The 25,218-nt window shown below is 39.6% G+C and carries 21 protein-coding genes; 13 read left to right on the top strand and 8 right to left on the bottom strand.

Features of this window, described 5'->3' with window-relative positions:
• Window positions 1-234: 234 nt before the first annotated feature.
• Window positions 235-1,080 carry a S1/P1 nuclease gene (locus tag AN393_RS10550; RefSeq protein WP_055013858.1) on the bottom strand — a complete coding sequence of 282 codons (846 nt, stop codon included), beginning with the start codon at window positions 1,078-1,080 and terminating at the stop codon, window positions 235-237.
• A 234-nt stretch (window positions 1,081-1,314) separates the two neighbouring features.
• Here AN393_RS10550 and AN393_RS10545 point away from each other — a divergent pair, with 234 nt between their 5' ends.
• Together AN393_RS10545 and AN393_RS10540 are read left to right on the top strand one after the other, a co-directional pair.
• A complete protein-coding gene (locus AN393_RS10545; RefSeq protein WP_055013796.1) occupies window positions 1,315-2,196 on the top strand; it encodes a hypothetical protein in 882 nt (293 codons plus the stop codon).
• Window positions 2,189-3,133 (top strand): hypothetical protein, encoded by a 945-nt coding sequence (locus AN393_RS10540; protein WP_055013795.1) that lies wholly within the window; start codon window positions 2,189-2,191, stop codon window positions 3,131-3,133. Before AN393_RS10545 ends, AN393_RS10540 begins: the two co-directional genes overlap by 8 nt.
• A gap of 28 nt (window positions 3,134-3,161) precedes the next feature.
• Here the strand turns inward: AN393_RS10540 and ushA are convergent, their stop codons facing one another.
• Window positions 3,162-4,784: a bifunctional UDP-sugar hydrolase/5'-nucleotidase UshA gene (gene ushA / locus AN393_RS10535; protein WP_055018013.1), complete on the bottom strand. Its 1,623-nt coding sequence runs from the start codon at window positions 4,782-4,784 to the stop codon at window positions 3,162-3,164.
• Between the two features lie 294 nt (window positions 4,785-5,078).
• Here ushA and AN393_RS10530 point away from each other — a divergent pair, with 294 nt between their 5' ends.
• Window positions 5,079-5,837, top strand: coding sequence for a peptidylprolyl isomerase (locus AN393_RS10530; protein ID WP_055013793.1), 759 nt, complete (start codon window positions 5,079-5,081; stop codon window positions 5,835-5,837).
• 313 nt (window positions 5,838-6,150) lie between these two features.
• Here the strand turns inward: AN393_RS10530 and AN393_RS10525 are convergent, their stop codons facing one another.
• Window positions 6,151-6,570, bottom strand: coding sequence for an MAPEG family protein (locus AN393_RS10525; RefSeq protein ID WP_055018012.1), 420 nt, complete (start codon window positions 6,568-6,570; stop codon window positions 6,151-6,153).
• 168 nt (window positions 6,571-6,738) lie between these two features.
• Here AN393_RS10525 and AN393_RS10520 point away from each other — a divergent pair, with 168 nt between their 5' ends.
• Window positions 6,739-9,630, top strand: a complete 2,892-nt coding sequence (locus AN393_RS10520) for an insulinase family protein (RefSeq protein ID WP_055018011.1) — start codon at window positions 6,739-6,741, stop codon at window positions 9,628-9,630.
• A gap of 384 nt (window positions 9,631-10,014) precedes the next feature.
• Here AN393_RS10520 and AN393_RS10515 read toward each other — a convergent pair whose 3' ends face one another.
• The 4 genes from AN393_RS10515 to AN393_RS10500 form a co-directional block, all read right to left on the bottom strand.
• Window positions 10,015-10,623, bottom strand: coding sequence for a membrane integrity-associated transporter subunit PqiC (locus AN393_RS10515; protein WP_055018010.1), 609 nt, complete (start codon window positions 10,621-10,623; stop codon window positions 10,015-10,017).
• Window positions 10,623-12,278 carry an intermembrane transport protein PqiB gene (gene pqiB, locus AN393_RS10510; RefSeq protein ID WP_055013789.1) on the bottom strand — a complete coding sequence of 552 codons (1,656 nt, stop codon included), beginning with the start codon at window positions 12,276-12,278 and terminating at the stop codon, window positions 10,623-10,625. The genes AN393_RS10515 and pqiB overlap by 1 nt, the downstream gene beginning before the upstream one ends.
• A complete protein-coding gene (locus tag AN393_RS10505; protein WP_235576197.1) occupies window positions 12,275-13,441 on the bottom strand; it encodes a paraquat-inducible protein A in 1,167 nt (388 codons plus the stop codon). Before AN393_RS10505 ends, pqiB begins: the two co-directional genes overlap by 4 nt.
• Before the next feature lie 502 nt (window positions 13,442-13,943).
• Window positions 13,944-14,765 carry a thioesterase family protein gene (locus AN393_RS10500; protein WP_055013787.1) on the bottom strand — a complete coding sequence of 274 codons (822 nt, stop codon included), beginning with the start codon at window positions 14,763-14,765 and terminating at the stop codon, window positions 13,944-13,946.
• Window positions 14,766-15,006: 241 nt separating this feature from the next.
• Between AN393_RS10500 and dnaK the strand changes: the two genes are divergently transcribed.
• From dnaK to AN393_RS10455, 9 genes are all read left to right on the top strand, one after another.
• Window positions 15,007-16,926, top strand: coding sequence for a molecular chaperone DnaK (gene dnaK / locus AN393_RS10495; protein ID WP_055013786.1), 1,920 nt, complete (start codon window positions 15,007-15,009; stop codon window positions 16,924-16,926).
• Window positions 16,927-17,127: 201 nt separating this feature from the next.
• Entirely contained in the window at window positions 17,128-18,270 is a 1,143-nt protein-coding gene (dnaJ, locus tag AN393_RS10490; RefSeq protein ID WP_055013785.1) for a molecular chaperone DnaJ, read from the top strand.
• A 299-nt stretch (window positions 18,271-18,569) separates the two neighbouring features.
• Window positions 18,570-19,031: a Cys-tRNA(Pro) deacylase gene (ybaK, locus tag AN393_RS10485; protein ID WP_055013784.1), complete on the top strand. Its 462-nt coding sequence runs from the start codon at window positions 18,570-18,572 to the stop codon at window positions 19,029-19,031.
• 120 nt (window positions 19,032-19,151) lie between these two features.
• Window positions 19,152-19,556, top strand: a complete 405-nt coding sequence (locus AN393_RS10480) for a DUF1761 domain-containing protein (RefSeq protein ID WP_055013783.1) — start codon at window positions 19,152-19,154, stop codon at window positions 19,554-19,556.
• Window positions 19,557-19,604: 48 nt separating this feature from the next.
• Window positions 19,605-19,973: a response regulator gene (locus AN393_RS10475; protein ID WP_055018009.1), complete on the top strand. Its 369-nt coding sequence runs from the start codon at window positions 19,605-19,607 to the stop codon at window positions 19,971-19,973.
• Between the two features lie 158 nt (window positions 19,974-20,131).
• Window positions 20,132-20,383: a hypothetical protein gene (locus AN393_RS10470; protein ID WP_055018008.1), complete on the top strand. Its 252-nt coding sequence runs from the start codon at window positions 20,132-20,134 to the stop codon at window positions 20,381-20,383.
• Window positions 20,384-20,568: 185 nt separating this feature from the next.
• A complete protein-coding gene (locus tag AN393_RS10465) occupies window positions 20,569-20,835 on the top strand; it encodes a CBU_0592 family membrane protein (protein WP_055013780.1) in 267 nt (88 codons plus the stop codon).
• A gap of 171 nt (window positions 20,836-21,006) precedes the next feature.
• Window positions 21,007-22,722: an ATP-binding protein gene (locus AN393_RS10460; RefSeq protein WP_055018007.1), complete on the top strand. Its 1,716-nt coding sequence runs from the start codon at window positions 21,007-21,009 to the stop codon at window positions 22,720-22,722.
• A 162-nt stretch (window positions 22,723-22,884) separates the two neighbouring features.
• Window positions 22,885-24,303 (top strand): coniferyl aldehyde dehydrogenase, encoded by a 1,419-nt coding sequence (locus AN393_RS10455; RefSeq protein WP_055018006.1) that lies wholly within the window; start codon window positions 22,885-22,887, stop codon window positions 24,301-24,303.
• Window positions 24,304-24,373: 70 nt separating this feature from the next.
• Here AN393_RS10455 and AN393_RS10450 read toward each other — a convergent pair whose 3' ends face one another.
• The gene (locus AN393_RS10450) at window positions 24,374-25,099 is read right to left on the bottom strand and encodes a tetratricopeptide repeat protein (RefSeq protein WP_055013777.1); all 726 of its coding nucleotides are present in this window, start codon (window positions 25,097-25,099) and stop codon (window positions 24,374-24,376) included.
• Between the last annotated feature and the right edge of the window lie 119 nt (window positions 25,100-25,218).

Here is a 25,218-nt window from a genome sequence, read left to right as displayed (position 1 = left end):
AATTAATTTGCACAATTTATACTTGTATACTTAACTAAATATGGATTAATTACTTATTGTTATGTTACCGACATTATATGACAGTATTATGAAATGTAACTTATATAACTCCCTCTATAGTTAATTACACTTTGTAATCAATGCATTTTCAGCTTTATTATTTTAGCTATACTCTAAACCGTGTATAAACATAAATTAATTCCCGTGTGTAGGTTTTTATTTATAGGTTGATTGTTATTTTATCGTTATTTTTAAGTTTTTATTATCTTCTGATGAATCAAATAAATAGTTTAATACACCCGCAAGTCTAATGCCTGCTTTTTGTAAACGCTGCTTAACAAGAGGATTGTATTTGAAAACATAACTATAGCTCACTTCGTCATCGGTTGAGTTATAAATTTCTTCAGCCAGTTTGTGAGACTCCATAAGCCACGTAGTAGGGCTACTCTGCAAGTAGGTTTTAATGAGTGATGTATCGTTTGTATCTATAAATTTAGCGTATTCAGTATAAGCTAGATTCTCATTTTCTATTAATCCAGTGTCCCAAAGGCTATGCAAATTGGTCTCGTTATCAAAAAAATCGACCTTAATTAAATTGCCGCCTCTATCTTCACTTCGCCCAGCATGAAATGGTTGATGGCTGTCGCCAACCAAGTGAACTAAAAACTTTAAAGCAAACTGTTTTTCTTGAAGTGAAGTAGTCGATGACTGGAGTGTATTAATAGAGAAGTAGATACCTTCTAGAATGTTTGTAACATCATCTTTGCTGTGTGTGTGTGCGTGATTTAGGGAAAGCGTTTTATTTTTGGGAAGATTTATGTAATGCCAGCGAGAAGATTTTTTACGCCAAAATAGCTCAGGGTTAGATCGCATTTCATCAGCCCAAGTCGCTATTTTAGCTAATGATTGACCTTCCAAAAGTGGTGCTAAATTATGAACGGCTTGGTTGGTTAAGTGTTGCTCAGCAATATAACCAACGATACGGTGGCCATTTTGGCCCCATGCATACGATTTACTTGTTGTAAAAACAGCACTAATTATTAACGTTGTTGCTACGAGAGTAGCAATTTTAATGCGCATTAATGTTTTCTGCATTTATTTTTATTCACCTATATAGCTGGTATGAGCATTGTGATTGTTTTTACTTAATATAGGAAGGAGTCAAGAGTATTCATTATTTCTTATTCATAACCCTTTAATTTCAGCTAGTTATGATATATGGGTAAAATTACCTATTGTAATAAGTAAGAAATATTGTTCAAATATAGCCTTTGCATTGTTAGGTACACCTTATTGGTGGGGTTTATAGAGGTCATGTTACATAAACTGTCGTTTGTTACACTTTTGTTTCTGGTTATGGTTGCTGCGTGGTCTGTAGGAAATGTAAGCGTAAACAGTGACGAAATTACTTTTCCAGAATTAATAAAAACGTCAACACAATGTTATACCACGGCAAGTGAGAACAAAAATCAGCTCATTGTATTTACGCCCTCGCAAAGTGTTGCAGAGCGACTTACTGAGTCGCTTTGCGTTGATTCAGTAGTAACTAAGCAATATGGTTCTGTTAAAGGTTATTGGGGCGATAGCACAACTGAAAGCTTTGACTTTGTGGGTAAAGGGATAGCGGATCTGGTACTTGCAAAAAATAATATAATGAACGCTTTTAATGCTGAGCTTACCTACAACTACCAAGCCGTTGTGGGCTTTTCTGATTATACAGCGTACTTTATTTCTTCAAAGGAAAAACCTCGCTTAACAAAACAGTACTTTTTAGATAAGCGCATAGGCTTGTTGGATTACCCTACAAGCCGCTCTGGCCATATATTACCCAAAAAGGTGTTTAAAGATTTAAATATAAACCAAGGCAACTTAGACATTACTTATGCAAGTTCACACAGCGAGCTTCGTGATTTATTAGCTAATGGGCAGGTAGATATTATTGCATCTTTTTGGAAAGAGAGTGACGCCGAGCGTTTTTCAAAAAATTATATAACGCCCTTAAGTAACAAAATTTCAGGTTCACGTTGGTATTTAAAAATGCAGCAAAATAATACTGACCTATTATGCGCTGTGCAGCGTCATATTCTTGATATGTCTAAAGAACAAACATTAAGCTATTACAAAGAAGCACAATCATACTGGGATTGCACCTCAGAACACGTAACAGCAAAAGATGAGAGCATTAAAAATGGATAAGTATAAATATGTTGTTTTTGGCTGTGCTGTTTTTTTTATTAATTGCTTTGTATTCTATGTCTCTGTCATTAGCGAGCAGAATCACGTCATTAAACACCAGGTTATCGAAACGGAAAAACAAGTAGCCCTAGACTTGCCGTTAATTGCGCTTTCTAACGCTCTTTTAAAGCACTCGGGTAATCAGCATGCAGTGCAAGACTATTTAATAAAGCTTAACGATTATTTAGGCAACAACTTACGTTTAGTTAAAATTGTGCCAAAGTCTGCAAAGCCTTTAGTTTTAAAACCAAATCAATTTGTAAGAACACTTAAGTCGAGTACCACGCATGTCTCTTTAGTATTCGAGAAAAACGCACAATTTTGGTCAGAAACTCGGTTTTTGATTTGTTTGTTATTCTTAGTCTTGAGTGTTTTATTCAGTAAATGGTTAAAATCTATTACGGAAATGCCTGCTGAGGTAAAAGGTACGCCACAAAACGCCAATACAGAGGTAAGCACGCCTAAAGAGCTTGTACTGATTATTGATTTAAACACTAAAACGCTCAGCAATAATTACTTTCCAGAAAATACGGTGTGTTTAGCAAACAAGCCGCTATGCTTTTATTTAGCCTTGATAGAGTTTTGCAGAGATAACCGTGATGTTGTGCTAAATCAAAATAAATATGTGCCAGATGAGCTTATAGAGTTGGCTAATAAGTACTTTTACAGGTTGATTGAGCTTGGGCACACTATACGCAAGCGCCCAAATTTTAATAGCAGTTTAGAAAAAACATTAAGCGAGATACGTGCAGCTTTAGATGAGGTATTATCAGAGCACCCTGATATGAAAGATATTTACTATCCGCCTAAAGCCTATGGCGAAGGTTCGAGGTCTCGATTACATAGCTATGCGTTAATAAATATTGCAAAGGGAAATATCGAAATAAAAGGAAAGTAGCCAGCTACTTTCCTTTTTAAAAACTTTTTTATTTAGGTGCAAACTCCGCAGCTTTAAGTGGGCTATGTTGCATGATAAACGTTTTAAGTGCCTGTGCATCGGTTTCGTCTGTGCTCACAAAGCCTTTAAGTTTATTTATTGCGGGGTAACCATCACCACCTGATGCGTTATAACTATTCAAACTCATTCGATAGGTTTTATTTTTATCAAGCGGTTTACCGTTAATAAATACACTGACTAATTTGCCATTTTTACGAGTGAATGCCAATTTGTGATATTGCAAATAGGCCCCCGCATCAACAGGGAAGCCAGTGACTGTCTCTAAGTAATCCCATAGATCATTTCCTTGCCAGTCCATATAGGTAATGCGATTTTTAAACGGGTGCACTTTTAAAATATCTTTATAGCTAATATCACCGGCTTCAATTGAACTTCTGATCCCGCCACCACTAATAAGGCCGAAATCGGCACCGACTACATTCATTTGTGCTTGAATTATCACGCGTGCTAAGTTGGTTTGTTGGTAACGTACTTTGTTTCTATCGCCCTCTAAGCGCGCATCAACACTGCCAATTTTTCCAGCAATTTGTTTTGCGCCTTTGGCTTGGTACGTAGCCAAAAAAGCTTTTAAAGTAGGATCAGGCTCAATGTATTGATTTGCTAATACTTGTTTACTTGACCCATCGGCTTGAACTTCATCTACATATAAATTAACTGGCATTAATTTGTAATCTAGTAAGGTCAGCGTACCATTTTCTAGTTTGAACTCTGCTTTACCTACATATTTACCCCATTCATGCGCTTGCATAATCCATGTGCCGTTTTGCTGATCAGGCTTACATGCAAGTCCAGGTTTAAAATTGTCGTCATTTTTATTTTTTCCAGCCATACAAACAGGCTCTTGCGAATGACCGCCAATAATCATATCTAAAGTATTTGTAGGTAGAGAGCGCGCAAGCGTCACATCACCTGGCGCATTAATACCAAAGTTTGCATCTACATAATGGCCCATGTGTGTCACTGCAATCATAATATCGGGGTTATATTGCGCCTTAATTTTTTTAGCAAGGGATGCGGTGACCTCAGCAGGGTCTTTAAATTCTAAATGCCCAATATATTGAGGGTTAGCTATTTTAGCTGTGTCTGTGGTAGTAAGCCCAATAACCGCGATTTTTAAGCCATTTTTTTCGAAAATTTGATAAGCTTGAAAAGCGTTTTCTCCGGTTGCTTTATCAAAAATATTTGCAGACAGTAATGGAAAGTTAGCCCATTGTTGCTGCTTAGCTAAAACGCTAAGCGGGTTGTCAAATTCATGGTTACCAATAGCCATAGCATCGTATCCCAGTAATGACATACCCTTAAAATCAGGCTCAGCATGCTGCAAGTCTGACTCAGGTATACCGGTGTTTATATCACCCCCTGATAGCAGTAGAACTGCATGGCCTTGCTGTTGTGCTTTGTTGCGTAAAGCGTCAATTAGCGTTTTACGCGCTGCCATACCGTACTCGCCTTTTTCGTTATGCCAAAAGCGCCCATGATTATCGTTAGTATGTAATACAGTAATATACTGTGGGGAAGGGGCCGTGTTTAAAGGCGCGCTTGTACAACCTATGACAGATAAAATAACTGAAAATAAAATAATTATACGCATGAAATACCCGTTTATTATGCTGTGCTTAATTTATTAGACGGTTAGTTTAAACTAATTTTACGATAAATAACGTACTTATTTTATCCTTTTTTATTTGCAGCTAATAAAAGTAATATTAAATTATTAATAACTTTTTATTAAGCAAATAAAGTGAGTGTTATTTAAAATAATATGTAATGAAATGTAACTAAAGCGGTGCTATTTGTAGTTGCGCTCCATTAATGCTCTAGCATGGCGTATAGTGTTGTTTAGTATTAACACTTACTTTAAATAACAATAACAAAAGGACTCATAATGAAAAAGTGCTTGATTGGCTCGCTACTTGCGTTTTCGTGCTTTACTAGCCAAGCCACAATTGTTGAAATGCAAACCTCGCACGGTGTAATACAAATTAACTTGTTTGATCAACAAGCCCCCAATACGGTTGCTAACTTTTTAAGTTATATTGAAGATGACGCATATAACCAAACTGTTATACACCGCTCAGCCAGCGACTTTGTAATACAAGGCGGTGGCTTTACATTTACCGACGAATTAGTGCCAATAACTACTAAACCTGCTGTTGTTAATGAGCCTGTTTTATCTAATGTGAAGGGCACAATCGCGATGGCTAAATTAGCCAACGATGAAAACAGCGCAACGAGCCAGTGGTTCTTTAATATGGTTGATAATAGCGAAGCGCTTGATACTCAAAATGGCGGTTTTACAGTATTTGGACAAATTACAGCGCAAGGCCAAGCGACGCTCGATAGTATTGCAGGGTTGGTACACTGTGGTGATATTCCGTTAGTTGATATAACCAGTGAGCAATGCTCAAGTAGCGATGTCGCTCTGAGCAGCGCTAACTTTGTAACTATTAATAGTGTGGTGGTATTAGATGACGACCCGCTTTCATCTGCCGGCTTAAACCCAATAGCTAATACATTAATAAGCCAAGAGGATTCACCCTCTGAGGCTGGTTCGGTAAGTAGCTCGGGTGGGAGTATGGGGGTTGGCTTTTGCTTAATTGCACTGCTTGGAGTGGGTACACGCTTAAATCGCGCCAAATATTAGGGCCTGTTGACCTTTCAGGATTAAAGTTTGTTCAATCTAGGGGCGTTTAATCGCGGCGCGAGGTTTGTAACCTAGTGGGCTAAGTAAAAACCGAGCAACAAAGAGTAAATGCCCCCTAGGCAGAACCCTTTCGGGCAGCGCCTGTTTGGCATTTATGCTACGTTATCGCCTATTTATGGGGAGCAACCACACTACATAGGCTCTGCTTTGCCTAATTACCAAACAGACTGCTGCAAATTTAACCTCGAAAGATAAACAGGCCCTAACAATGCATTAAACAATAAATAAAAAGCGGCTAATAAAGCCGCTTTTGCTAAAATGCTAAAATTCGCCAAACAATCGCAAGCCATAAAGCAAACACGCTGGCGCAGCCAAGTAAAAAAACATTAAAGCGCATTCTTACATTATTACTGCCAATATGAATAACCGTATGCACAACACGCGAAATAACAAATAAGCACGCAAGCGCAGTTATTAAATAGCTGGCGCTGTTAAGTTGCAGTGCAACAATACAACCGATATAAAAAAGCACAGGTATTTCAAACTGATTAGTAAAGTTTCTATCGGCTACGCGTACGGTATCGCCTGCGTTATCAAGGCGCATGGTTTTAAAATCATTCAACTGTAATTGTTTGTTTTTTGCAGCCGCAAAGCGTCGTTTGCCCATAATTAACATTACAATTAGCGATAACGTTACTTGTGCAAACATGGCGAGTATTATTATTTTTTCCATCCTATTTCCTTCGTTATTATTTTACTGACTTTAAGTATGCAGGTGTTTTTCACAATGTGTTACATAAATTAGTATTATTTTGTGGTAAACCCTTAATTGTTAGTGTTAATTTAGTCCTGTTATGTTGTTTTTAGCGCATCCTAAGCGCAATTTTAATGGAAAAACAAAATGAAAAAAATTCTTGGTTTTAGCGCCATCGCTTTAGCAGTTTTAAGTGGCTGTACAAATACATCATCTACCTCACCGGTTGCTAGTTCTTCGCAGAGCACCTTACTCTCAGACACATTAGTTGTAAGCCCAAATGACACGCGTGAATATAAAACCCTAAAGCTTGAAAACGAAATAGAAGTTATTTTAGTCTCTGATCCAAGCGCTGAAAAATCAGCTGCATCGTTAAGTGTAGGTGTAGGTTTACTGCACGACCCTATGATGCAGCAAGGTATGGCACATTACTTAGAGCATATGCTTTTTTTAGGCACAGAGCGCTACCCAGATACCAAAGGCTACTCCGACTTTATGACTAAAAATGGCGGGGTAAATAATGCGTATACTTGGCTGGATATTACCAACTACATGTTTAAAATTAATAACGACGCTTTTGATGAAGCGCTAGACCGTTTTGCTGACTTTTTTAAAGCCCCTAAGCTTTACCCAGAGTATGCAGATAAAGAAAAAAACGCTGTGAATGCCGAGTGGTCTATGCGCCGAGAAATGGACTTTTTTGGCCAATTTAAACTCGCCCGTAAAATGATGGGGGATCACCCAGCTAACCGCTTTTTAATTGGTAATCTAGAAACGTTAGGAGACAAAGAAGGTAGCAAATTACACAAAGAAACAGTCGATTTTTACAATAAATACTATTCATCTAACATTATGAAAGTGGCGCTTATCTCTAACTTGCCAATTGAGCAAATGGAGCAAAAAGCGAGAACTTATTTTGCCGATATTGAAAATAAACACATTGAAAAACCATCTGTTACCGCAGAGCTTGATTTTGATAAAGCCGGTGGCAAAAAAGTGTACTATTCACCAAATGAAGATGTAAAACAGCTGCAACTTGAGTTTACTATTAATAACAATAGCAGCGACTTTGCGGTTAAACCTAATCGTTATGTTACTTATTTATTGAGTAATGAAATGCCAGGTAGCCCTGCACAATTACTGCGTGACAAAGGCTGGGTATCGCAATTAACCGCGTCACCGTCGCCTAGTCAGTATGGCAATTACGGCGCGCTGACTATTTCGCTAGAATTAACCGATGAAGGCATGAAAAACCGCGAAACAATTGTCGCAACTATTATGCAATACATTGAACTGATTAAAAAAGAAGGTGTAGACGCTAAGTACTTTAACGAAATTCGTACATCGCTTAGCAATCAATTTAAGTTTTTAGAAAAAGGCGATGAGTTTAGTTATGTCAGCGCGCTTACTGGCAGCATGCAAGATTATCCATTAAATCATGCCATTGATGCGCCTTATTATTATGCCAAATTTGACGCAGAGGCGATAAACGCAGTACTTAAACAATTAAATCCCGATACGCTGCGCGTATGGTATATTTCGCAACAAGAAGAAACCGACTCGCAACTGCATTTTTATGACGGTAAATACCGTATTGAAGATATTAGCGATGCCGAAATTGCCAGTTGGAAAACATCAAGCGAGTTTAAGCTTGCTTTACCCAGTGTAAATAACTTACTACCAGAAAGCTTTGCCATTAAAACAGCCAAGTTTAAAGAGCAAGAACACCCTGAATTGGCTTACGACAAAAACGGCGTAAAAGTATGGCGCCAAGCAAGCCAAAAATTTGCAGCCCAGCCCAAGGGGCTGGTTGAGGTATATATTAATACTCAACCTGGCTTAAACGATATTAAGGCTGAAGTACTATACGCAGTATGGGCTGACTTATATAACATGCAACAAAGCCAATTAAGCACCGAAGCCGCCATTGCCGGCATGAGCGTAAACCTTGCGCCAAGTAATGGTTTAGTTTTATCAATGAGTGGCTTTACCGATAAGCAAGATGTACTTTTAAAACAAGCGCTAAGCGGGTTAAAAGCCGAGGTAACAGCACAAGCATTTAACCAAGCAATTGATCGCTACAAACGTGGCTTGTTAAATCAGCAAAAGCAATTTCCGTATGCACAGGCATTTGGCGCTTACTCTAAACTTACCCGCACAGGCAGCTTTGATACAGAGGCACTGATAAAAGCGGCAGAAGCGTTAAGCGTTGCCGATTTAAACAAGCTAAAAACAGCCACGTTTGCCACCAACGATTTACGTGTATTTAGCTACGGTAATTACAACCAACAAGATATAGAATCGATAGCCAATGAATTAAGTGCCACTTTACCAAGCAATCATACATCGAGTGAGTTTGCGCGCAGTAAAGCATGGTTACCGCAGCCTGGCGAAACATGGGTACTTCAAAAAGATATTGATGTAGCTGATGTAGCTGTTGTAGATATGAGCGTACACCCAATAGCCGGCTATAAACAAAAAGCACAAGCTGCAGTACTACAAAGTCACTTTAGAACGGTTGCGTTTGACAAAATGCGTACCGAAGAGCAACTTGCATATGCTGTAGGTGCGTTGGCTCGCCCAATAGAGGATTACTCGGCAATCGGCTTGTTCATACAAACGCCGGTTAAAGGGCCAAAAGAAATTCAGGCACGTTTTGATCAATTCAAAAAAGAGTACGCGGTAGAGCTTGATAATATGAGTTTAGATACCTTTACCCAACTTAAAAACGCTACGCTTGTATCTCTCAAAGAGCAACCTAAAAACTTAAGCGATGAGATGGGGCCTCTCATTACAGATTGGTACCGCGAAAACTTTAATTTTGACTCCAAACAAAAACTAATTGATGAAGTCGAAAAAGTAACGCTTGAAGATATTAAGCAGTATTACAAACAAACTATGTTAAACCCGCAAGCTGCACGTTTAAATGTGCAACTACGTGGTACTAAGTTTACAGAAAGCGACTTTGCAGATTTGCCAAATCAAACGAAAATTAAATCGCTGGAAACCTATTACAAAGGAATAAAATTACAAAAATAATTTTGTATAGATTATGTATTTAACGCAAAACCCAGTGCAAATATGTACTGGGTTTTTTATATTTTCTTTAGGCTATACGCATCAATTAGCTGACAACTTATACCCATGCGCAATAATACGTAATCATTTTATGGGGCTAAACATGTCGCTATATGCGTTATTAATTCTCTTTTATCACAAATGATTAGAATTTTTGGCCAGCTACCAATACGTTCTAAACGCTTCAAAATGGTTCACTTAATTAAGCAAATTGGCATTAATACGAATGTTAGAATGATAATAGCTTGAGCATCGGTAGCAAAATTGGCTGCATTTTGCTCTGTTTAAATAAATAGGGGAGGAGGGCGATTTTTAGTGACCATAAAACCGCCCTATAGTTAGTGTTTAAATACGTGCTTTCTCTATCGCTTTTGCCACATCTAAATTTATGTTGTACCAGGTTTGCTCAAGGGTGGCCACTAAACCATCGTAACCGTCGTCATCTATAGGCACTATATGTGAAAAATTATGTACGCTAATCAAGCTGCGGCCGGTTTCTGGATGGGTGTAATACAAGCGCCATAACCCTGAAATATCAGCGTTGCCTTGCATATCTCCATTAAAGTGGTGTACTTCATACTCAAGCTCGTAAAACGTTTGCTGATCAAGCTCGGTAATTACCGGTAAGCCCTTGATGACCATCCAATTAGGCATGGCATTGAAAAGGGTTTGTTGCGCTGTAGCGGTAAGCATAACATCAGGCGATTCCCCCCACAGATTGTAATTTGCTGCGTGAATTTGATTGTTATCTATTTTCATCGCTATGCCTAAATTATTTAATGCGCCTCTAAGTGCCACAGTTTGTACTCTAAGCTGCGCATCTGTTTCTTTAACATGACGGGATGATGAAGCAATGGGTTGTTCAAACTGATAATACTGCGTTTCTGTTTGAATTGACGCACTGCACCCTGCAAGAGTGATTAACACAGTGATGGCTAAAAATAAGTGTTTCATTATTGCTTCCTTGGTTGTGGATCAGCAGGGAGTGATTTATCAAAAATAAACATATTTGGTTGTTCATTTAAGCCACGTGTCAGCGGCTGAATTTCCTCACTTAAACGTTTAAATTCAAGTAATGTTTGCTGTAATTGATGGTGAAACTCAGAGCCTGCCTGATAGCTAGCCATGGTTTTATCAAATTGACGCATGGTCACTTCAAACTGCTCCATACTTTTAGTCATTTTATCAAAGTTACGATTAAAGTCGCCGGGCAAATTTTGTGTCTCTTTTTGGCTTAATAACGCACGCATTTCGTTAGCGAGGGCTTGGTAGTCACTAAATGTAGCCTGCATTTGCGCGAGACTGTCTTCGATTTTTAAGCTGTTTACCTTGTTAAGCACATCCGAGACCTGATCGGCAAGCACGGTAATGCCGCTGGATATACTTGGAAAAACATCATACTTCGCAAGCTTTGCTAAATGCGCTTTAGGGGCGTCGGGGTATATATCAAAATCAACATACACTGCGCCAGTTAAAAGGTTGCCGGGCTTTAAAGAGGCACGCATACCACTTTTTATCCAACCTGTTAGGCTGCTTTGCCAAAATTCTCTGGCCGCTGCGCTATCGTGATATAAACGGCCATACTCTATTTTAATCAGTACAGGCACCGCTGTATTGTGGTTTTTAAAGTGCGCGGGTTTACCATCAATAATAACGTTAGCGGGCGCTTCTACCACTGTACCAATTCGAGTGCCACGATATTCCACCGGGGCACCGGGGCGTAGGCCTCGTATTGATTGTTCAAAGTCAATAATGTAGTAATCAAAATCGTAAAAGCGCTCTTCCAAGGCTTCTTTGTAGCTTTGACTCAACGAGAAGTTGTGGCCGTTTTGTGCAATATCGCCAGGTGCTTGTTGATCGGGTAAGCCAACCGAAATACCGCCTTTGAGAAGCTTGCTCAGTGAGCCAGTACTTATATTAATACCATCGGCTGATAAGTCGATTTCAATCCCTGCATTAACCCAAAAAATAGAGTTTAATGTTATGAGGTTTTGATACGGCTCATTAATAAAAATGCCGTACTTCATTGCTTGGTTTTTCCAGTCAAAGGTAGCGGTTTCTATTTGGCCTATTTTATAATTTTTAAAAAATATGCCTGTACTAACTTCGAGTACCTCAGCATTGTAGCTGAGTAATTGAAAACGCCCACCTTTTACATCTTTACCAATAAGGGCGGGCTCGTCTTGTAATACAAAACGCTCTTTAAGTTTTTTACTCTCCCCTGGGGAAAACTCTAAATAAACACCCGACAAAAGCGTACTCATGCCGCTAATGCCAGTCTCGTCTATACGGGGTTTAACAACCCAAATTTTGGCATCTTCGGTGAGTAGTTCGTTATAATTTCTGTCTATTTGTGCGCGGGCAATTACGCTATCTTGCGAGTCAGATAGGCGTATAGCGTCAATTTGACCAATTTTAACACTGCGCACCTTTATTTCTGTTTTACCTGCAATAATGCCCTCTGCATGGGGCATTTTTATATAAATAGTAGGGCCTACATTTGCTTGATATTGATACAACATCCAAATACCAACTAATAAGGCTATTAGCGGAATAATCCAAATAGCTGAGATTTTTGGTTTGTTTGTTACATTAGCCGTTTCGGTCATGCTTTATTCTCTGAATGTTTGTTTTTTGGTGTATCCCACAACAAGCGTGGATCAAACGCATGTGCAGCCATCATTTGGCATATTACCATAACAGTAAAAAATACAATGCCTAGCCCAGGCGTAATTGACATTAAATTACCTAATTGCACTAAGGCGACGAGTATAGCAACAACAAATACATCAATCATTGACCATTTGCCAATAAATTCAGTAAGTTGATAAATTTTAGTATAGCCTTTTGTATGCTTGTTAGCAGGTTTTGCCACCATAAAACATAAAAAACTTAGCACAAGGGCTTTGGCTAAAGGCACCACCACACTGGCTAAAAATATAATGGCGGCAATGGGGTAGGAGCCACTTTTCCAAAGTGTCAGTACGCCGCCAATTAAGGTTGACGGTGATGTATCGCCAAGACTGGTGGTATGCATTATTGGTAATAAGTTTGCAGGTATATAACAAAGCACTGAGGTGACTAACCAAGCCGCTGCTTTTTGAACACTGTTGGGGTTTCTTATGTGAGTTTTAGTGTGGCAACGCGGACAATAGTCATCTTTACAAAGTTGGTGGCATACATGGCAGGCTTTTATGTTGCGATCAATAGCGCGTTTAGCATGTGATGTGTCATCAAGTGTTATGGCGGGCTTAATTTGTGCCCATAGACGAGGCTTGTTTACATGAGCAAGCGCGGCAATGTACATAACAACAAAGCCAATATAAGCCCAGAAGCTGGTCCCAAAACTAATGTCGGCAAGCGACATAATCTTAACCATGCTGACCAGTACACCAATTAAAAATATTTCAGACATGATCCACGGCTCAAGAGCCAAGGTAAATTTGAGTAAACGTCTAGCAATACCATTTGGCAAAGATTGTAAAAGCCCAAGGTGCATAGGAATAAGAATGAGCAGTAAGCTCATTGGTAGCGCAATAATACTTAAGTCAATAAATAAACCAAGTAACTGACTATCGTAATTAAATAAAATTCGGGCGGCATCGGGTAGGGTGATGGTTTGCGTAATACCGCTACTACTAAACGAAATAAACGGGTAAAACATGCTACTTAATAGCATAAGTAATGAGCCAATACTGAGTGCGACCACTTTAGTGTCGTTATTTACATCGCTTTCGCACAACTTATGGTGACAATGCGGACACACAGCCATTTGCTTATTGGCTATTGCAGGTATATCAATTATTAAATCGCAGCACGGGCAAATCGTTTGCAAGTTATAACCATCAAAGAAGAATGTTTATGCAATTTTGCTATATTTGGGTTATTAATACAACGCGATTCATCATTAGGCGCAATAACACTTTGTTAAGGGTAGGTATGAGGCTGTTATAACTTAGCTTTAATAGCTATTTTTTATAAACCCGGCAATGGATGCTGCTCAGTGAAAAGCCTGCTGTGATTGCTGCCAGCGCGACAATTCCGCCATAAGAAAACAGGGTAGATGTAATTATCTCCAATGAGCGCATATTCCATTACTATAACAATACACACTCATTACCCGTTAATATTCACCCAATTTACTAAAAGCCCAGTGCCTTGCTTATTTTAGCAACTTAGTACTTAAAAAAAGCATTTAATAATGGCGGCCAAATATAAAAGTAAAGGGTAAATATCAACAAATAATAAGTGGTTAACAGCAAGCCAAGCGGTGTTTAATCAAATAAAGCAACGGTTTGACGCGTTAATGCAATTAACTCCCCTGACTGCGACCAAATACAGCCATCTTCTAATCCGTAGCCACCTTTTGCATGATGTGTGATTGCTTCAAAGCCTAACCACTCTCCAGGTGTAAGTGTTGGCTCTTGCACAAATTCTAAATACCACGACATGCTACTTGCTGGCGCAGGTTGCTTAAACATTTGCAGTAATGTGGGTGGCCAAGCATCTGTTAGTGCAATGATATGCGCTTCTGTAATGGTTTCGGGAGTGTGTTTAAAACGCATCCAACCACCTAAATGCGAAGTCTCAGCAGCACTAAATGGCATAGCGCCTTGCTGCGGGCATAAATCAACATGCTGGAAAAACTCAGGCATTTGCCCTTGAATAAATGGCAATGTATGTCGTGCATCTACAGGCTTTAATCCCATTTCTTTACTTACTGGTACGTTAACACCTGATTGCCTATCAATAGCGAAGCACGCTTGGACAATTACACACACTTGCTCACTTTGAATCACTTTAGCTAATACCTGAGTACTGCTTTTACCTTGGCGTAAAATTTCAACTGACATCGAAAAAGGCATGTCAGCAAGCAATGGCCCCACAAAATTAGTACTCAAAGAAAGTAATCGTCTACTTGGGTCAATGTGTTTTCTGATTGCTTGATAAAGTAGTGCAGCAGAAAGGCCACCAAAGGCGGTTCTACCTTGGCACCAATTAGCCGGAAATTCCATTGTGTTGCTGTGAGCGGTGAGCGCAGCCGAAGACGTGCTAGAAATAGCAGAGGCTTGTTTTAATAAGTCATCAAAATGCATCGTTAATATCCTTGAAATTATCATTATTAAACATATATAACACATATCAACTGGTCAGACTAGTTGAGTTGAAGGGGTGTATTTGGCGCAAAAAACATCAAACCCTACTTTTATTAAGGTTTTTTGTTAAATAAATTACAAAAAATGAATTTTTTTTCATTTTTACAGTTGAATTCACTTTGTGGCATCCCTATTTACTAGTCATCGAACGTATTAACGAATTTGAAGTTGGAGAAGATTCATGGGTAAAATTATTGGAATCGATTTAGGTACTACAAACTCTTGTGTTGCAGTACTTGATGGTGATAAAGCACGTGTTATTGAAAATGCGGAAGGCGATCGCACAACCCCGTCTATTATTGCTTACACGCAAGACGGCGAAACACTAGTAGGTCAGCCTGCTAAGCGTCAAGCGGTTACTAACCCAACTAACACGTTATTTGCAATTAAGCGTTTAATCGGTCGTCGTTTTGAAGACGAAGAAGTACAACGCGATATCGGTATTATGCCGTTTAAAATCATTAAAGCTGATAACGGCGATGCATGGGTAGAAGCAGGCGGTGAAAAACGCGCTGCACCACAAATTTCTGCAGAAGTACTTAAAAAAATGAAGAAAACGGCAGAAGACTTCTTAGGTGAAGAAGTAACTGAAGCTGTAATCACAGTACCTGCATACTTTAACGATTCACAACGTCAAGCAACAAAAGATGCTGGTCGTATTGCGGGTCTTGAAGTTAAACGTATCATCAATGAGCCAACAGCTGCTGCCCTTGCTTACGGCATGGACAAAAACAAAGGTGAAAACGTTGTTGCAGTATACGACTTAGGTGGTGGTACTTTCGATTTATCTATCATTGAAATTGATGAAGTTGAAGGCGAGCACACATTTGAAGTACTTGCTACAAACGGTGACACTCACTTAGGTGGTGAAGATTTCGATAACCGTGTAATCAACTACCTAGTAGCTGAGTTCAAGAAAGACCAAGGTATCGATTTAGAAAACGATCCGCTTGCTATGCAACGTGTTAAAGAAGCGGCTGAAAAAGCGAAAATCGAACTATCATCTGCACAATCTACAGAAGTTAACCTTCCGTACGTAACTGCCGATGCATCAGGTCCTAAGCACATGAACGTTAAACTAACGCGTGCTAAACTTGAGTCATTAGTTGAAGACTTAGTAACTAAGTCAATTGAGCCACTTAAACGTGCACTAGCGGATGCTGATTTATCTGTAAATGATATTAACGATATCATTTTAGTAGGTGGTCAAACACGTATGCCACTAGTACAAAAAACTGTTGCTGAGTTCTTTGGTAAAGAGCCACGTAAAGATGTTAACCCTGATGAAGCTGTAGCAGTAGGCGCGGCAATTCAAGGTGGTGTATTAGCAGGCGACGTTAAAGACGTACTACTATTAGACGTGTCTCCATTATCGCTAGGTATTGAGACAATGGGCTCTGTAATGACACCGCTAATTGAGAAAAATACAACGATTCCAACTAAGAAATCGCAAACTTTCTCTACAGCAGAAGATAACCAGTCTGCGGTTACGATTCATGTACTACAAGGTGAGCGTAAACGTGCTAGCGACAACAAATCTTTAGGTCAATTTAACCTAGAAGGTATTCGTCCAGCACAACGTGGTACGCCACAAATCGAAGTAACTTTTGATGTAGATGCGGATGGTATCTTACATGTATCAGCGAAAGATAAAGATACAGGTAAAGAGCAAAAGATCACGATTCAAGCGTCTTCAGGCTTAAGCGATGAAGAAGTAGAAAAAATGGTTCGTGATGCAGAAGCGAATGCTGAAGAAGACAAAAAGTTTGAAGAGCTAGTAGCAACTCGTAACCAAGCTGATGCAATGGTACACGGCACTCGCAAGCAAATTGAAGAAGCGGGTGATGCATTACCAAGCGAAGACAAAGAGGCAATTGAAGCCGCTGTTGTTGACCTTGAAGCAGCTATTAAGAGCGATGACAAAGCTGAAATTGAAGCTAAAACGCAAGCACTTGCTGAAAAGTCTCAAAAGCTAATGGAAATTGCTCAAGCTAAAGCGCAACAAGGTGGCGCAGATGCAGGCGAGCAACCACAACAGTCTGCTAAGCAAGACGATGATGTAGTTGATGCTGAGTTTGAAGAAGTAAAAGACGACAAGTAATTGTCAGCTAAGCTTCTAACTAGCCTAAACAACATGATTTGCTCACGTTTTTAGGGTAGGATGAACTTTTGAGGCGCGCAGGCTACAGCTTGTCGCGCCTTTTGTATGTATTTAAGGTTTAAAATTTTCATGATAAATCGATGTGATTTATCGGTTTATCCCGCAGCTTAGCTGTAAATAGAAAAGAGTAGTGTGATAGATATGTCAAAACGCGATTATTACGAAGTTCTCGGCGTAAGCAAAGATGCAAGCGAGAGAGACATAAAAAAAGCGTATAAACGCTTAGCGATGAAATATCACCCAGATCGTACCGCCGGTGATAAAGATCTCGAATCAAAGTTTAAAGAAGTAAAAGAAGCATACGAGATATTAACCGACGATCAAAAACGTCAAATGTATGACCAATACGGCCATGCTGCCTTTGAACAAGGCGGTGGCGGCGGTCACGGTGGCTTTGGCGGTGGTGGTCAAGGCGATTTTGGTGATATTTTTGGTGATGTGTTCGGTGACATTTTTGGTGGCGGTGGTGGCCGTCGTCAATCGCGCCAGCAACGTGGTTCGGACTTACGTTACAACATGGACCTAAGCTTAGAAGAAGCGGTTCGTGGTAAAGAAGTAGAAATAAAAGTACCGACATGGGTTAGCTGTAAGCCCTGTGATGGCAGTGGTGCTAAAGCAGGCTCTAAGCCTAAAACATGTACTACGTGTCATGGCGCTGGGCAAGTACAAATGCGCCAAGGATTCTTTGCTGTGCAACAAACGTGTCCAACATGTCAGGGACAAGGTCAGATTATTTCAGACCCTTGTAACAAGTGTCATGGGCAAGGGCGCGTTGAAAAAACAAAAACGTTGTCAGTCAAAATTCCAGCAGGCGTAGACACGGGCGATCGCATTCGTTTAAGTGGTGAAGGCGAAGCGGGCATGCACGGGGCGCCAGCAGGCGATTTATACGTACAAGTATCGGTTCGCGAACACCCAATATTTGTTCGTGAAGCAAATAACTTATACTGCGAAGTGCCTATTAGCTTTACTACTGCCGGTTTGGGTGGCGAAATTGAAGTACCTACACTTGATGGCCGTGCAAAACTTAAAATACCGTCTGAAACACAAACGGGCAAAATGTTCCGTATGCGTGGCAAAGGTGTTAAATCTGTACGTAGTGGTGCTCAAGGTGACTTAATTTGTAAAGTCGTGATTGAAACGCCAGTTAATTTAAACGAGCGTCAACGCGAGTTACTTAAAGAGTTAGACGAGAGCATGGGCAAAGATAGCTCAAAAAACCGTCCTAAAGAGCAAGGCTTTTTTGACGGTGTTAAAAAGTTTTTTGACGATTTAACTAAGTAATTAGTTATCGTAAAAACTAAATAACGGTGCTTGATGCACCGTTTTTTTTGGCTCAAATTCATGTAATTTATACCTATCACTGGGCACTACCTAACACTCTTATAAAGTGCGTATACCCAATCGATTAATTCACTGAGCTTATTTTGTTGTCTTAGGTAATTCCCCTGCGCGTCTTTACCCTTTGCACCTATATCCTCGTCAATAAGCGGCTATTAACGTATCTGCTATTAAGTAACCCTTCAAAATGATTAGCCCTTATTGTAGATTAATAATGCGCTTAAATAACAGGGCTAACTTGAATGACCCCAGCAATAGAGTTACTGAAAAAACAAAATGTGCCTCACGATGTACTTAGTTATCAACACGATGCTAATACAACGCGTTATGGCCAAGAAGCCGTTGAAAAGTTAAACCTTAACAGTGAGCAGGTATTTAAAACCCTTGTGCTTGAAACCAGTGAAGGGAAGTTAATTGTTGCCGTTACACCGGTATCCCAGCAAGTAAATTTAAAGCAATTAGCCAAATTGAGTCATGCTAAAAAGGTCGCAATGGCAAGCGCACCAAAGGTACAAGCCGCCACGGGATACATTTTAGGAGGGGTTAGTCCGCTTGGGCAAAAAAAGCGCCTACCCACCTTTATTCATTCAAGCGCTATAGCCTTTAATACAGTGTATGTAAGTGCAGGTAAGCGAGGGCTTGAGCTAGCGCTTTCGCCAACTGATTTAAAAGAACAAACACGTGCCATTTATGGTGATTTTTAAAAAGATCCACGCAAACTAATATAGCCTAAGCCGCAAATTTTAAAGGCGATAATTTGCTGCTTAGGGTATTTTTAACTACAGTCAGAATACCCTTGTACACTATGTATTATGGCAGTATGTATGAATTTTACTGATGTTGATTTTTTTGCCGTGCTTGTGGCGGCACTTTCCTCTTTTATGCTTGGCGGTATTTGGTATTCAAACGCTTTTTTTAAAAATGCCTGGTTAGAGTGCACAGGTCTTACTGAGCTTGATTTACAAACAGCAAAACCGGCGTTAATTTTTGGCGGCAGTATGGTACTTGCACTTGTGTCGGCGGTAGTACTTTCATTATTTTTGGGTAAAGAAGCCGGTATGGGAGAGGGCGCATTTACAGGCTTTGCCATCGGTTTGTTTTGGGTAGGTAGCTCGCTTGGACTTAGTTATATTTATGAGCAGCGTCCAATCAAGCTATTTTTAATTAATGCAGGGTACTACACATTACAGTTTACATTAATGGGTTTCATTATAGGTGTATGGCCGTAAGCGCTTAATTCTGGCCCCCTTTGAGAGCTCAATACAGTAAAGATAATTATGAAAATATTAGTCGTAGGTGACGTGCCTCTCATGCGCCACGTATTAATTAATATGTTGAGGCAGCTAGATTATAAAAACGTGGTGGAGGCAACTGATGGCTACCAGGCGTTGAAAATACTGAATCAGCAAAAGTTTGATTTAGTTATAACCGACCTACATATGCCTAAAGTAGATGGTGTAAACCTACTCGATAAAATACGTCATGATGAAGCCTTAGTCGACTTACCCGTTATTATGATCACGTGCGAAGATAACGCAGATACAGTAAAGCGAGTTATAAAAGCAAAAGTGTCGGGGGTTATTATTAAGCCATTTAATATGAATGTGTTATCAGCGCAATTAAACCGTCTGTTTTTTAGAGATTAATGTAAACGCTTGTAAGGCGTTTTATATTGCACCTATTATTTTAACCCCTGTGTTCTCTCCACCGCTTATTAGGCACTTTGCCAAGCGTCTATAACGTTTTTATTTATTAACTGCTAAAATGCCTGCTTTGCAATTACGTAGGTATGTTAAAGACGTATATGGCTAAGCCAAATAAAAAAGGTCCGACTAAAACAGTCGATATTTTTTGCTCTGCTTGCAAAGCGGCGCTATTTAGATATAGAAAAGGCGGCAAAGGCGCTTTAGTTAAATGTTTTATAGAGCGAATAACTCAGGACTACACAACAACACCGTGTATTTGCCCTAAATGCGAGCGCCCGTTTGCGCGCCCAGCAATCATACGTGGCACGCCAGCCTACAAAATAATTGGTGGTAAGGTTACCTTTAAATAACCTTATTTATCAAAAAACATTTAATTACAATAGATTAGCCCTGATATAGATTGGGGCGGACAATTGACCTTGTAGCAATAAATAAGGTTGATATACTCGCCCGGTTTTGCTGTTTCAATGATTGAAAAACACCCTCCCCAAGGATAGGGCCAGTTAGTTGGGTTTTTTAAGCAAAGGATAAACGTGTGATAGCACTGTTATTTGATATTGTAGGTATGGCGGGTACTTTCTTAGTTGTTGGTGCGTTTTTTTTATTACAACTGAATAAAGCATCCCCAACGGGGTTATTGTACAACACAATGAATTTGTCAGGAGCAATTTTGCTGCTAATCAGTTTGTGTTACAACTTTAACCTTGCAAGCTTTGTAATCGAGATTTTTTGGATTGCAGCTTCGCTGATCGGCTTATACAAGTACGTTAAAAATAAGCCTAAATTAGCCACTAACGCTTAATTTTAGTGTTGCTAATTGTGTTGACTGTTGCGAGTCAGTATAGACTTGCAGCAGTTTATAAATAAATTAAGCTTTATTGTATTTGTTAACACAAAGTTTCTGTTGTTAGCGCTCATAACCCGTTAAACTAGCGCCCTTAAATTTTATAGCTATTATGTTGTGAGCTAGGGCATGTTCTCCTTTTCTAAAAAACTTCTTTTAATTTTTGTTGTACTGATAGTGCTATTATCGGTGGTGTTTTGCTATGGCCGAACTCATTACTATAATCAGGCCGAGCAAAAAGCAGCCCAACAAGCAACTCAGTTAAAGCACTACATTGATACCGAGCTTGCACGTTTTTCAAAAATCCCACAGCTTCTTACCTATAACAATGCGGTTATTAATTTTTTAGGTGCGCCGCAAAATAACGAAAAAAAAATTAATAACTATTTAGCCGATATACAACAAGCCAGTGGCGCTTCAGACATTTATATCCTTGATGAGCAAGGCGCTGTAATCGCAAGTAGTAACTGGCAGGCTGATCATAACTTTTTGGGTAGTGACTTGTCGTTTAGACCTTACTTTAAACGCGCATTTGCAGGCGAAAAAGTCGCGTACTTTGCCGTGGGCATGCGTACAAAAGAGCGAGGTATTTACTTTTCTCAAGCCATTTATAACAACAATAAGGCAGTAGGTGTTGTTGCGCTAAAAGTTAACGTAAATAAATTTGAAAGTGATCGCGAGCTATTAAATACCGCCAAAGGTAGTCACTTTTATGTGCAATTAGAAGATAGCGTGATTGCAATCTCAGATATGAAAGACTGGCGCCTTAATACGTTTTCCACTCTCGATATAACGGATCGTAGGGATATAGCTCAACGTCAAGCATATCTAGATTATCAACCTACGCTGATAGCGCATTCAAATTACACATCGCAAAGATTATTGTTTAACACAATTGGTGAGCACAAATATCTATCGGTAGAGCAAAAATTACGCTTTTTGAATGCATCGGTCACTGTATTAGTAAATGTATCTAACGCTAATATTGCTCAATTACCTGCGTTATTTGGCTTTTTGGTCATTTATGCACTTGTTATTGCGTTAGGGTATTTAGTTTTAAGACGCTTTGCAGGCGTAAAAAAGTTGGTGTATTCACATCACAGTGTTAGCCAAGAAATTGATGCGCGCACCAATGCGTTTAAAGCTCACCAAGAGGCACTAGTGCAATCAACGAAGCTTGCCACAATTGGCCAACTAAGTATGGGGTTTAACCATGAAATCAATCACCCACTTAATACTATAAACACTTACTTAGCCAGTGCTAGACGCTTGTTAGCTAAAGGGAAGTTTGAAGCCCTAAACGAAAATTTACAGTTTATTGAAGCTTTAGTTGCAAGGGTACAAAAAATAGTTGCACAGCTAAATTATTTTTCTGATTCTACGCAAACGACTATTAATGAAGTGCCATTAAGTGAATCAGTAGCCAGGGCACTTGATATAAATAAAAACCAGCTAAAGCAAGACAATATAAGTGTGTTATCCCCTAAAATTGACAGCCAATTAAACGTGTTAGCAGATAAAGCAGCCCTTGAAGAAGTGTTAGTTAACTTAATATCGAATGCCAGCCAAGCAATGCAAGGCTGTATCACCCGCGAGCTCAGCATTAGCGCGGGTTATGTTAACAAAGAGATTCAACTGTGTATTGAAGATACTGGGCCAGGCATAGAGGTGCACGATATAGATAAAATTTTTGAGCCTTTTTACAGTACTAAATCGGTCGATGGGCTAGGACTTGGGTTGTGTATATGTAAGCAAATTATTAGCGCACTTAAAGGAACGTTAAGTGCGCAGAACCGAGAGCAGGGCGGCGCTAAGTTTATTATTACACTGCCTAGTGGGAGCTAACACGCTAAATAAAAGTAATTTAAGGGGTAAATGATTGAGCAAGTAGTGGTTATTTGTGGCTATTTGTTCCTACAAAAACGGTAATTTTTAGAGAGTTAGTGTTATTGCTCGAAAATCAGAACGGCGTTATAGTCGTAGCAAAATGATACACGAGTAGCACCTTTGGATACTGATAACACATACACACCGTCACTCAGCGATACGTTTAATGAGCTGCAAAATAGCTTTTTAGCCCAGTCGTACCTCCCGATAGATAAGCGTATCGTATTATTAAAAACGCTGCACAAACGAATTGTTAGTCACGAACAAGCGCTTATAGATGCAGCATCAAAAGACTTTGGTTACAGAACCGCGTTCGATACGTTACTTGGCGATATCTTGCCAACGGTTCAGGGGTTAGCGCACATTATTAAAAAATTGCCAAAATGGGCAAAACCCAGTAAGCGCTCAGCGAGCTTAAGTTTGTGGCCATCAAAAGTGAGTGTGACATACCAGCCACTTGGTGTAGTTGGGGTGATTGCGCCTTGGAATTACCCCATACAATTGGCATTAGTGCCTGTTATTACCGCTATTGCCGCGGGCAATAGGGTCATGCTTAAGCTCAGCGAATTTACCCCGCATACTAATGCTGTCATCGAGAAAATATTTGCAGATGAGCTACAAGCGCATTGTAAAGTGGTATTAGGGGCAAGCGATGTAGCAAGTGAATTTTCGTCATTGCCATTTGCACATTTACTGTTTACTGGCTCAACGTCAGTGGGCAAGCTGGTGATGAAAGCAGCCAGCGAAAATTTAACCCCTGTTACCTTAGAGCTAGGTGGAAAATCACCTGTAATTATTACTGAGCAGGCGGATATTAAAAAAGCAGCGCAAACATTACTGTTTGGTAAAATGGCAAATGCAGGACAAATTTGTGTAGCCCCAGATTATGTATTTGTGCCTAAATCCCTTAAGCATCAGCTGGTACAGCAATTGTGCGAGCTTTATAAAAAGCACTTTAAAGACGGGGTTGAAGGAAAAAATTTAACGTCAATTATTAGCGATGCGCATTACACTCGCTTAGAAGGGTATTTAACACAAGCACAGGAGTTGGGTGCGCAAGTTATTAAGCCACTCAGCCAAAACCAACAAGACAAACAAAAGCATAGAATGGGGTTGCATATTGTTATCGCGCCTAGCGATGATATGACGCTAATGCAAGATGAATTATTTGGCCCCATTTTGCCGATTAAAACCTACGAAAAGCTCGATGAGGCAATTAGCTACATTAAAGCGCATAATCACCCTTTAGCGCTATATATTTTGGGACAAGATAAGCACGCTCAAGATTACATAATGCAGCAAACATTAAGCGGTACAGTTGCTGTAAACGATGCTTTAGTGCAGGTGACAGCAGATGATGTGCCATTTGGTGGCGTTGGGCATTCTGGAATGGGGCATTATCATGGCAAAGAAGGGTTTTTAACCTTTAGTCATGCAAAAAACACCTTGGTGTCTGGCTCGTTTAACCCACGTACCGGGCTTTTACTAAAACAGAGTAACCTTATTATTAAGCTGCTTAAGTTTTTATATATTAAGTAAATTGGTATAAAAAAGGGCTAATGCGAGACGCATTTGCCCTTGTGTAATGCTTTGTTTAGCAATGCGAAAATTAAAATAAACGTCCTTCACCGGCGTAAGTGCCCGCGAGTATTTTTTCGTAAATTTTGTCGGCTTTTTCTTTTGCTTCTTCTATTTCTTTAGGGAGCATTTTACGCTCATCTAGCTTGCGGCTATGGCTTGCTTGCATGTTGCCGTTGTATTCGGCAATGGTGTTCCATACATATGATTTCTCTAGATCTTTAGGCATGCCTAGACCTTCGAAATACATGAGTGCCAAATTAAATTGCGCCAGTGAATAGTTATTAGCAGCGGCTTTTTCGTACCATGTTCTGGCTTGTTTGTAATCGCGCGTGACGCCCTCGCCATTTGCGTACATAACACCTAAATTGAATTGTGCGGCAGGGAGGTTTTTTTTCGCTGCTTTTTCGAATAACGTCACCGCCATTTGCTTATCAAGCTTTACGCCTTTGCCTTCATCGTATAAAACGGCTAGTGCAAACATTGAGTCAGCGTGATTTTTTTTAACGCCTTCTTTATAAAGCTCTGCCGCTTTAAAATAGTCGCGCGTAACGCCATAGCCACCTTCGTAAAGTTTACCTAGTTCGTAAATTCCCGGCGCAAAGCCTTTGTCAGCTAAATATTCAAATTCTTTTAGTGCTATAGCAAATTTGCCTTCGTTGGCCGCTCTTATACCATCTTCAAGAGTTGCATGTGCAAATGGGCTTGAAAGCAAAACGCCAGTGAGTATTAATGCTTTTAAATTAAACTGTGACATAGCCATGTCTCCAATAGGTAATAGTTGCAATGTGTATGTATAAAAACCTGTTTTATTGCAACACTTTGTACTTACTATTCAATAGCCACGTATAAAATGGTGCAAGTGCTTGGTTAAAG

Source organism: Pseudoalteromonas sp. P1-25 (assembly GCF_001401805.1).
Classification (GTDB): Bacteria; Pseudomonadota; Gammaproteobacteria; order Enterobacterales; family Alteromonadaceae; genus Pseudoalteromonas.
This window is presented reverse-complemented; position numbering and strand designations above follow the sequence as displayed.

What these genes read in the sequence shown, in the direction of transcription:
- AN393_RS10460 (WP_055018007.1), top strand. Translation starts at nt 21,007, where the DNA reads ATGTTCTCCTTTTCTAAAAAACTTCTTTTAATTTTTGTTGTACTGATA.
- AN393_RS10515 (WP_055018010.1), bottom strand. Translation starts at nt 10,623, where the DNA reads ATGAAACACTTATTTTTAGCCATCACTGTGTTAATCACTCTTGCAGGG.
- ybaK (WP_055013784.1), top strand. Translation starts at nt 18,570, where the DNA reads ATGACCCCAGCAATAGAGTTACTGAAAAAACAAAATGTGCCTCACGAT.
- AN393_RS10525 (WP_055018012.1), bottom strand. Translation starts at nt 6,570, where the DNA reads ATGGAAAAAATAATAATACTCGCCATGTTTGCACAAGTAACGTTATCG.
- AN393_RS10540 (WP_055013795.1), top strand. Translation starts at nt 2,189, where the DNA reads ATGGATAAGTATAAATATGTTGTTTTTGGCTGTGCTGTTTTTTTTATT.
- pqiB (WP_055013789.1), bottom strand. Translation starts at nt 12,278, where the DNA reads ATGACCGAAACGGCTAATGTAACAAACAAACCAAAAATCTCAGCTATT.
- AN393_RS10470 (WP_055018008.1), top strand. Translation starts at nt 20,132, where the DNA reads ATGGCTAAGCCAAATAAAAAAGGTCCGACTAAAACAGTCGATATTTTT.
- AN393_RS10450 (WP_055013777.1), bottom strand. Translation starts at nt 25,099, where the DNA reads ATGTCACAGTTTAATTTAAAAGCATTAATACTCACTGGCGTTTTGCTT.
- dnaK (WP_055013786.1), top strand. Translation starts at nt 15,007, where the DNA reads ATGGGTAAAATTATTGGAATCGATTTAGGTACTACAAACTCTTGTGTT.
- AN393_RS10550 (WP_055013858.1), bottom strand. Translation starts at nt 1,080, where the DNA reads ATGCGCATTAAAATTGCTACTCTCGTAGCAACAACGTTAATAATTAGT.
- AN393_RS10475 (WP_055018009.1), top strand. Translation starts at nt 19,605, where the DNA reads ATGAAAATATTAGTCGTAGGTGACGTGCCTCTCATGCGCCACGTATTA.
- AN393_RS10545 (WP_055013796.1), top strand. Translation starts at nt 1,315, where the DNA reads ATGTTACATAAACTGTCGTTTGTTACACTTTTGTTTCTGGTTATGGTT.
- AN393_RS10520 (WP_055018011.1), top strand. Translation starts at nt 6,739, where the DNA reads ATGAAAAAAATTCTTGGTTTTAGCGCCATCGCTTTAGCAGTTTTAAGT.
- AN393_RS10480 (WP_055013783.1), top strand. Translation starts at nt 19,152, where the DNA reads ATGAATTTTACTGATGTTGATTTTTTTGCCGTGCTTGTGGCGGCACTT.
- AN393_RS10530 (WP_055013793.1), top strand. Translation starts at nt 5,079, where the DNA reads ATGAAAAAGTGCTTGATTGGCTCGCTACTTGCGTTTTCGTGCTTTACT.
- dnaJ (WP_055013785.1), top strand. Translation starts at nt 17,128, where the DNA reads ATGTCAAAACGCGATTATTACGAAGTTCTCGGCGTAAGCAAAGATGCA.
- AN393_RS10505 (WP_235576197.1), bottom strand. Translation starts at nt 13,441, where the DNA reads ATGGCTGTGTGTCCGCATTGTCACCATAAGTTGTGCGAAAGCGATGTA.
- ushA (WP_055018013.1), bottom strand. Translation starts at nt 4,784, where the DNA reads ATGCGTATAATTATTTTATTTTCAGTTATTTTATCTGTCATAGGTTGT.
- AN393_RS10500 (WP_055013787.1), bottom strand. Translation starts at nt 14,765, where the DNA reads ATGCATTTTGATGACTTATTAAAACAAGCCTCTGCTATTTCTAGCACG.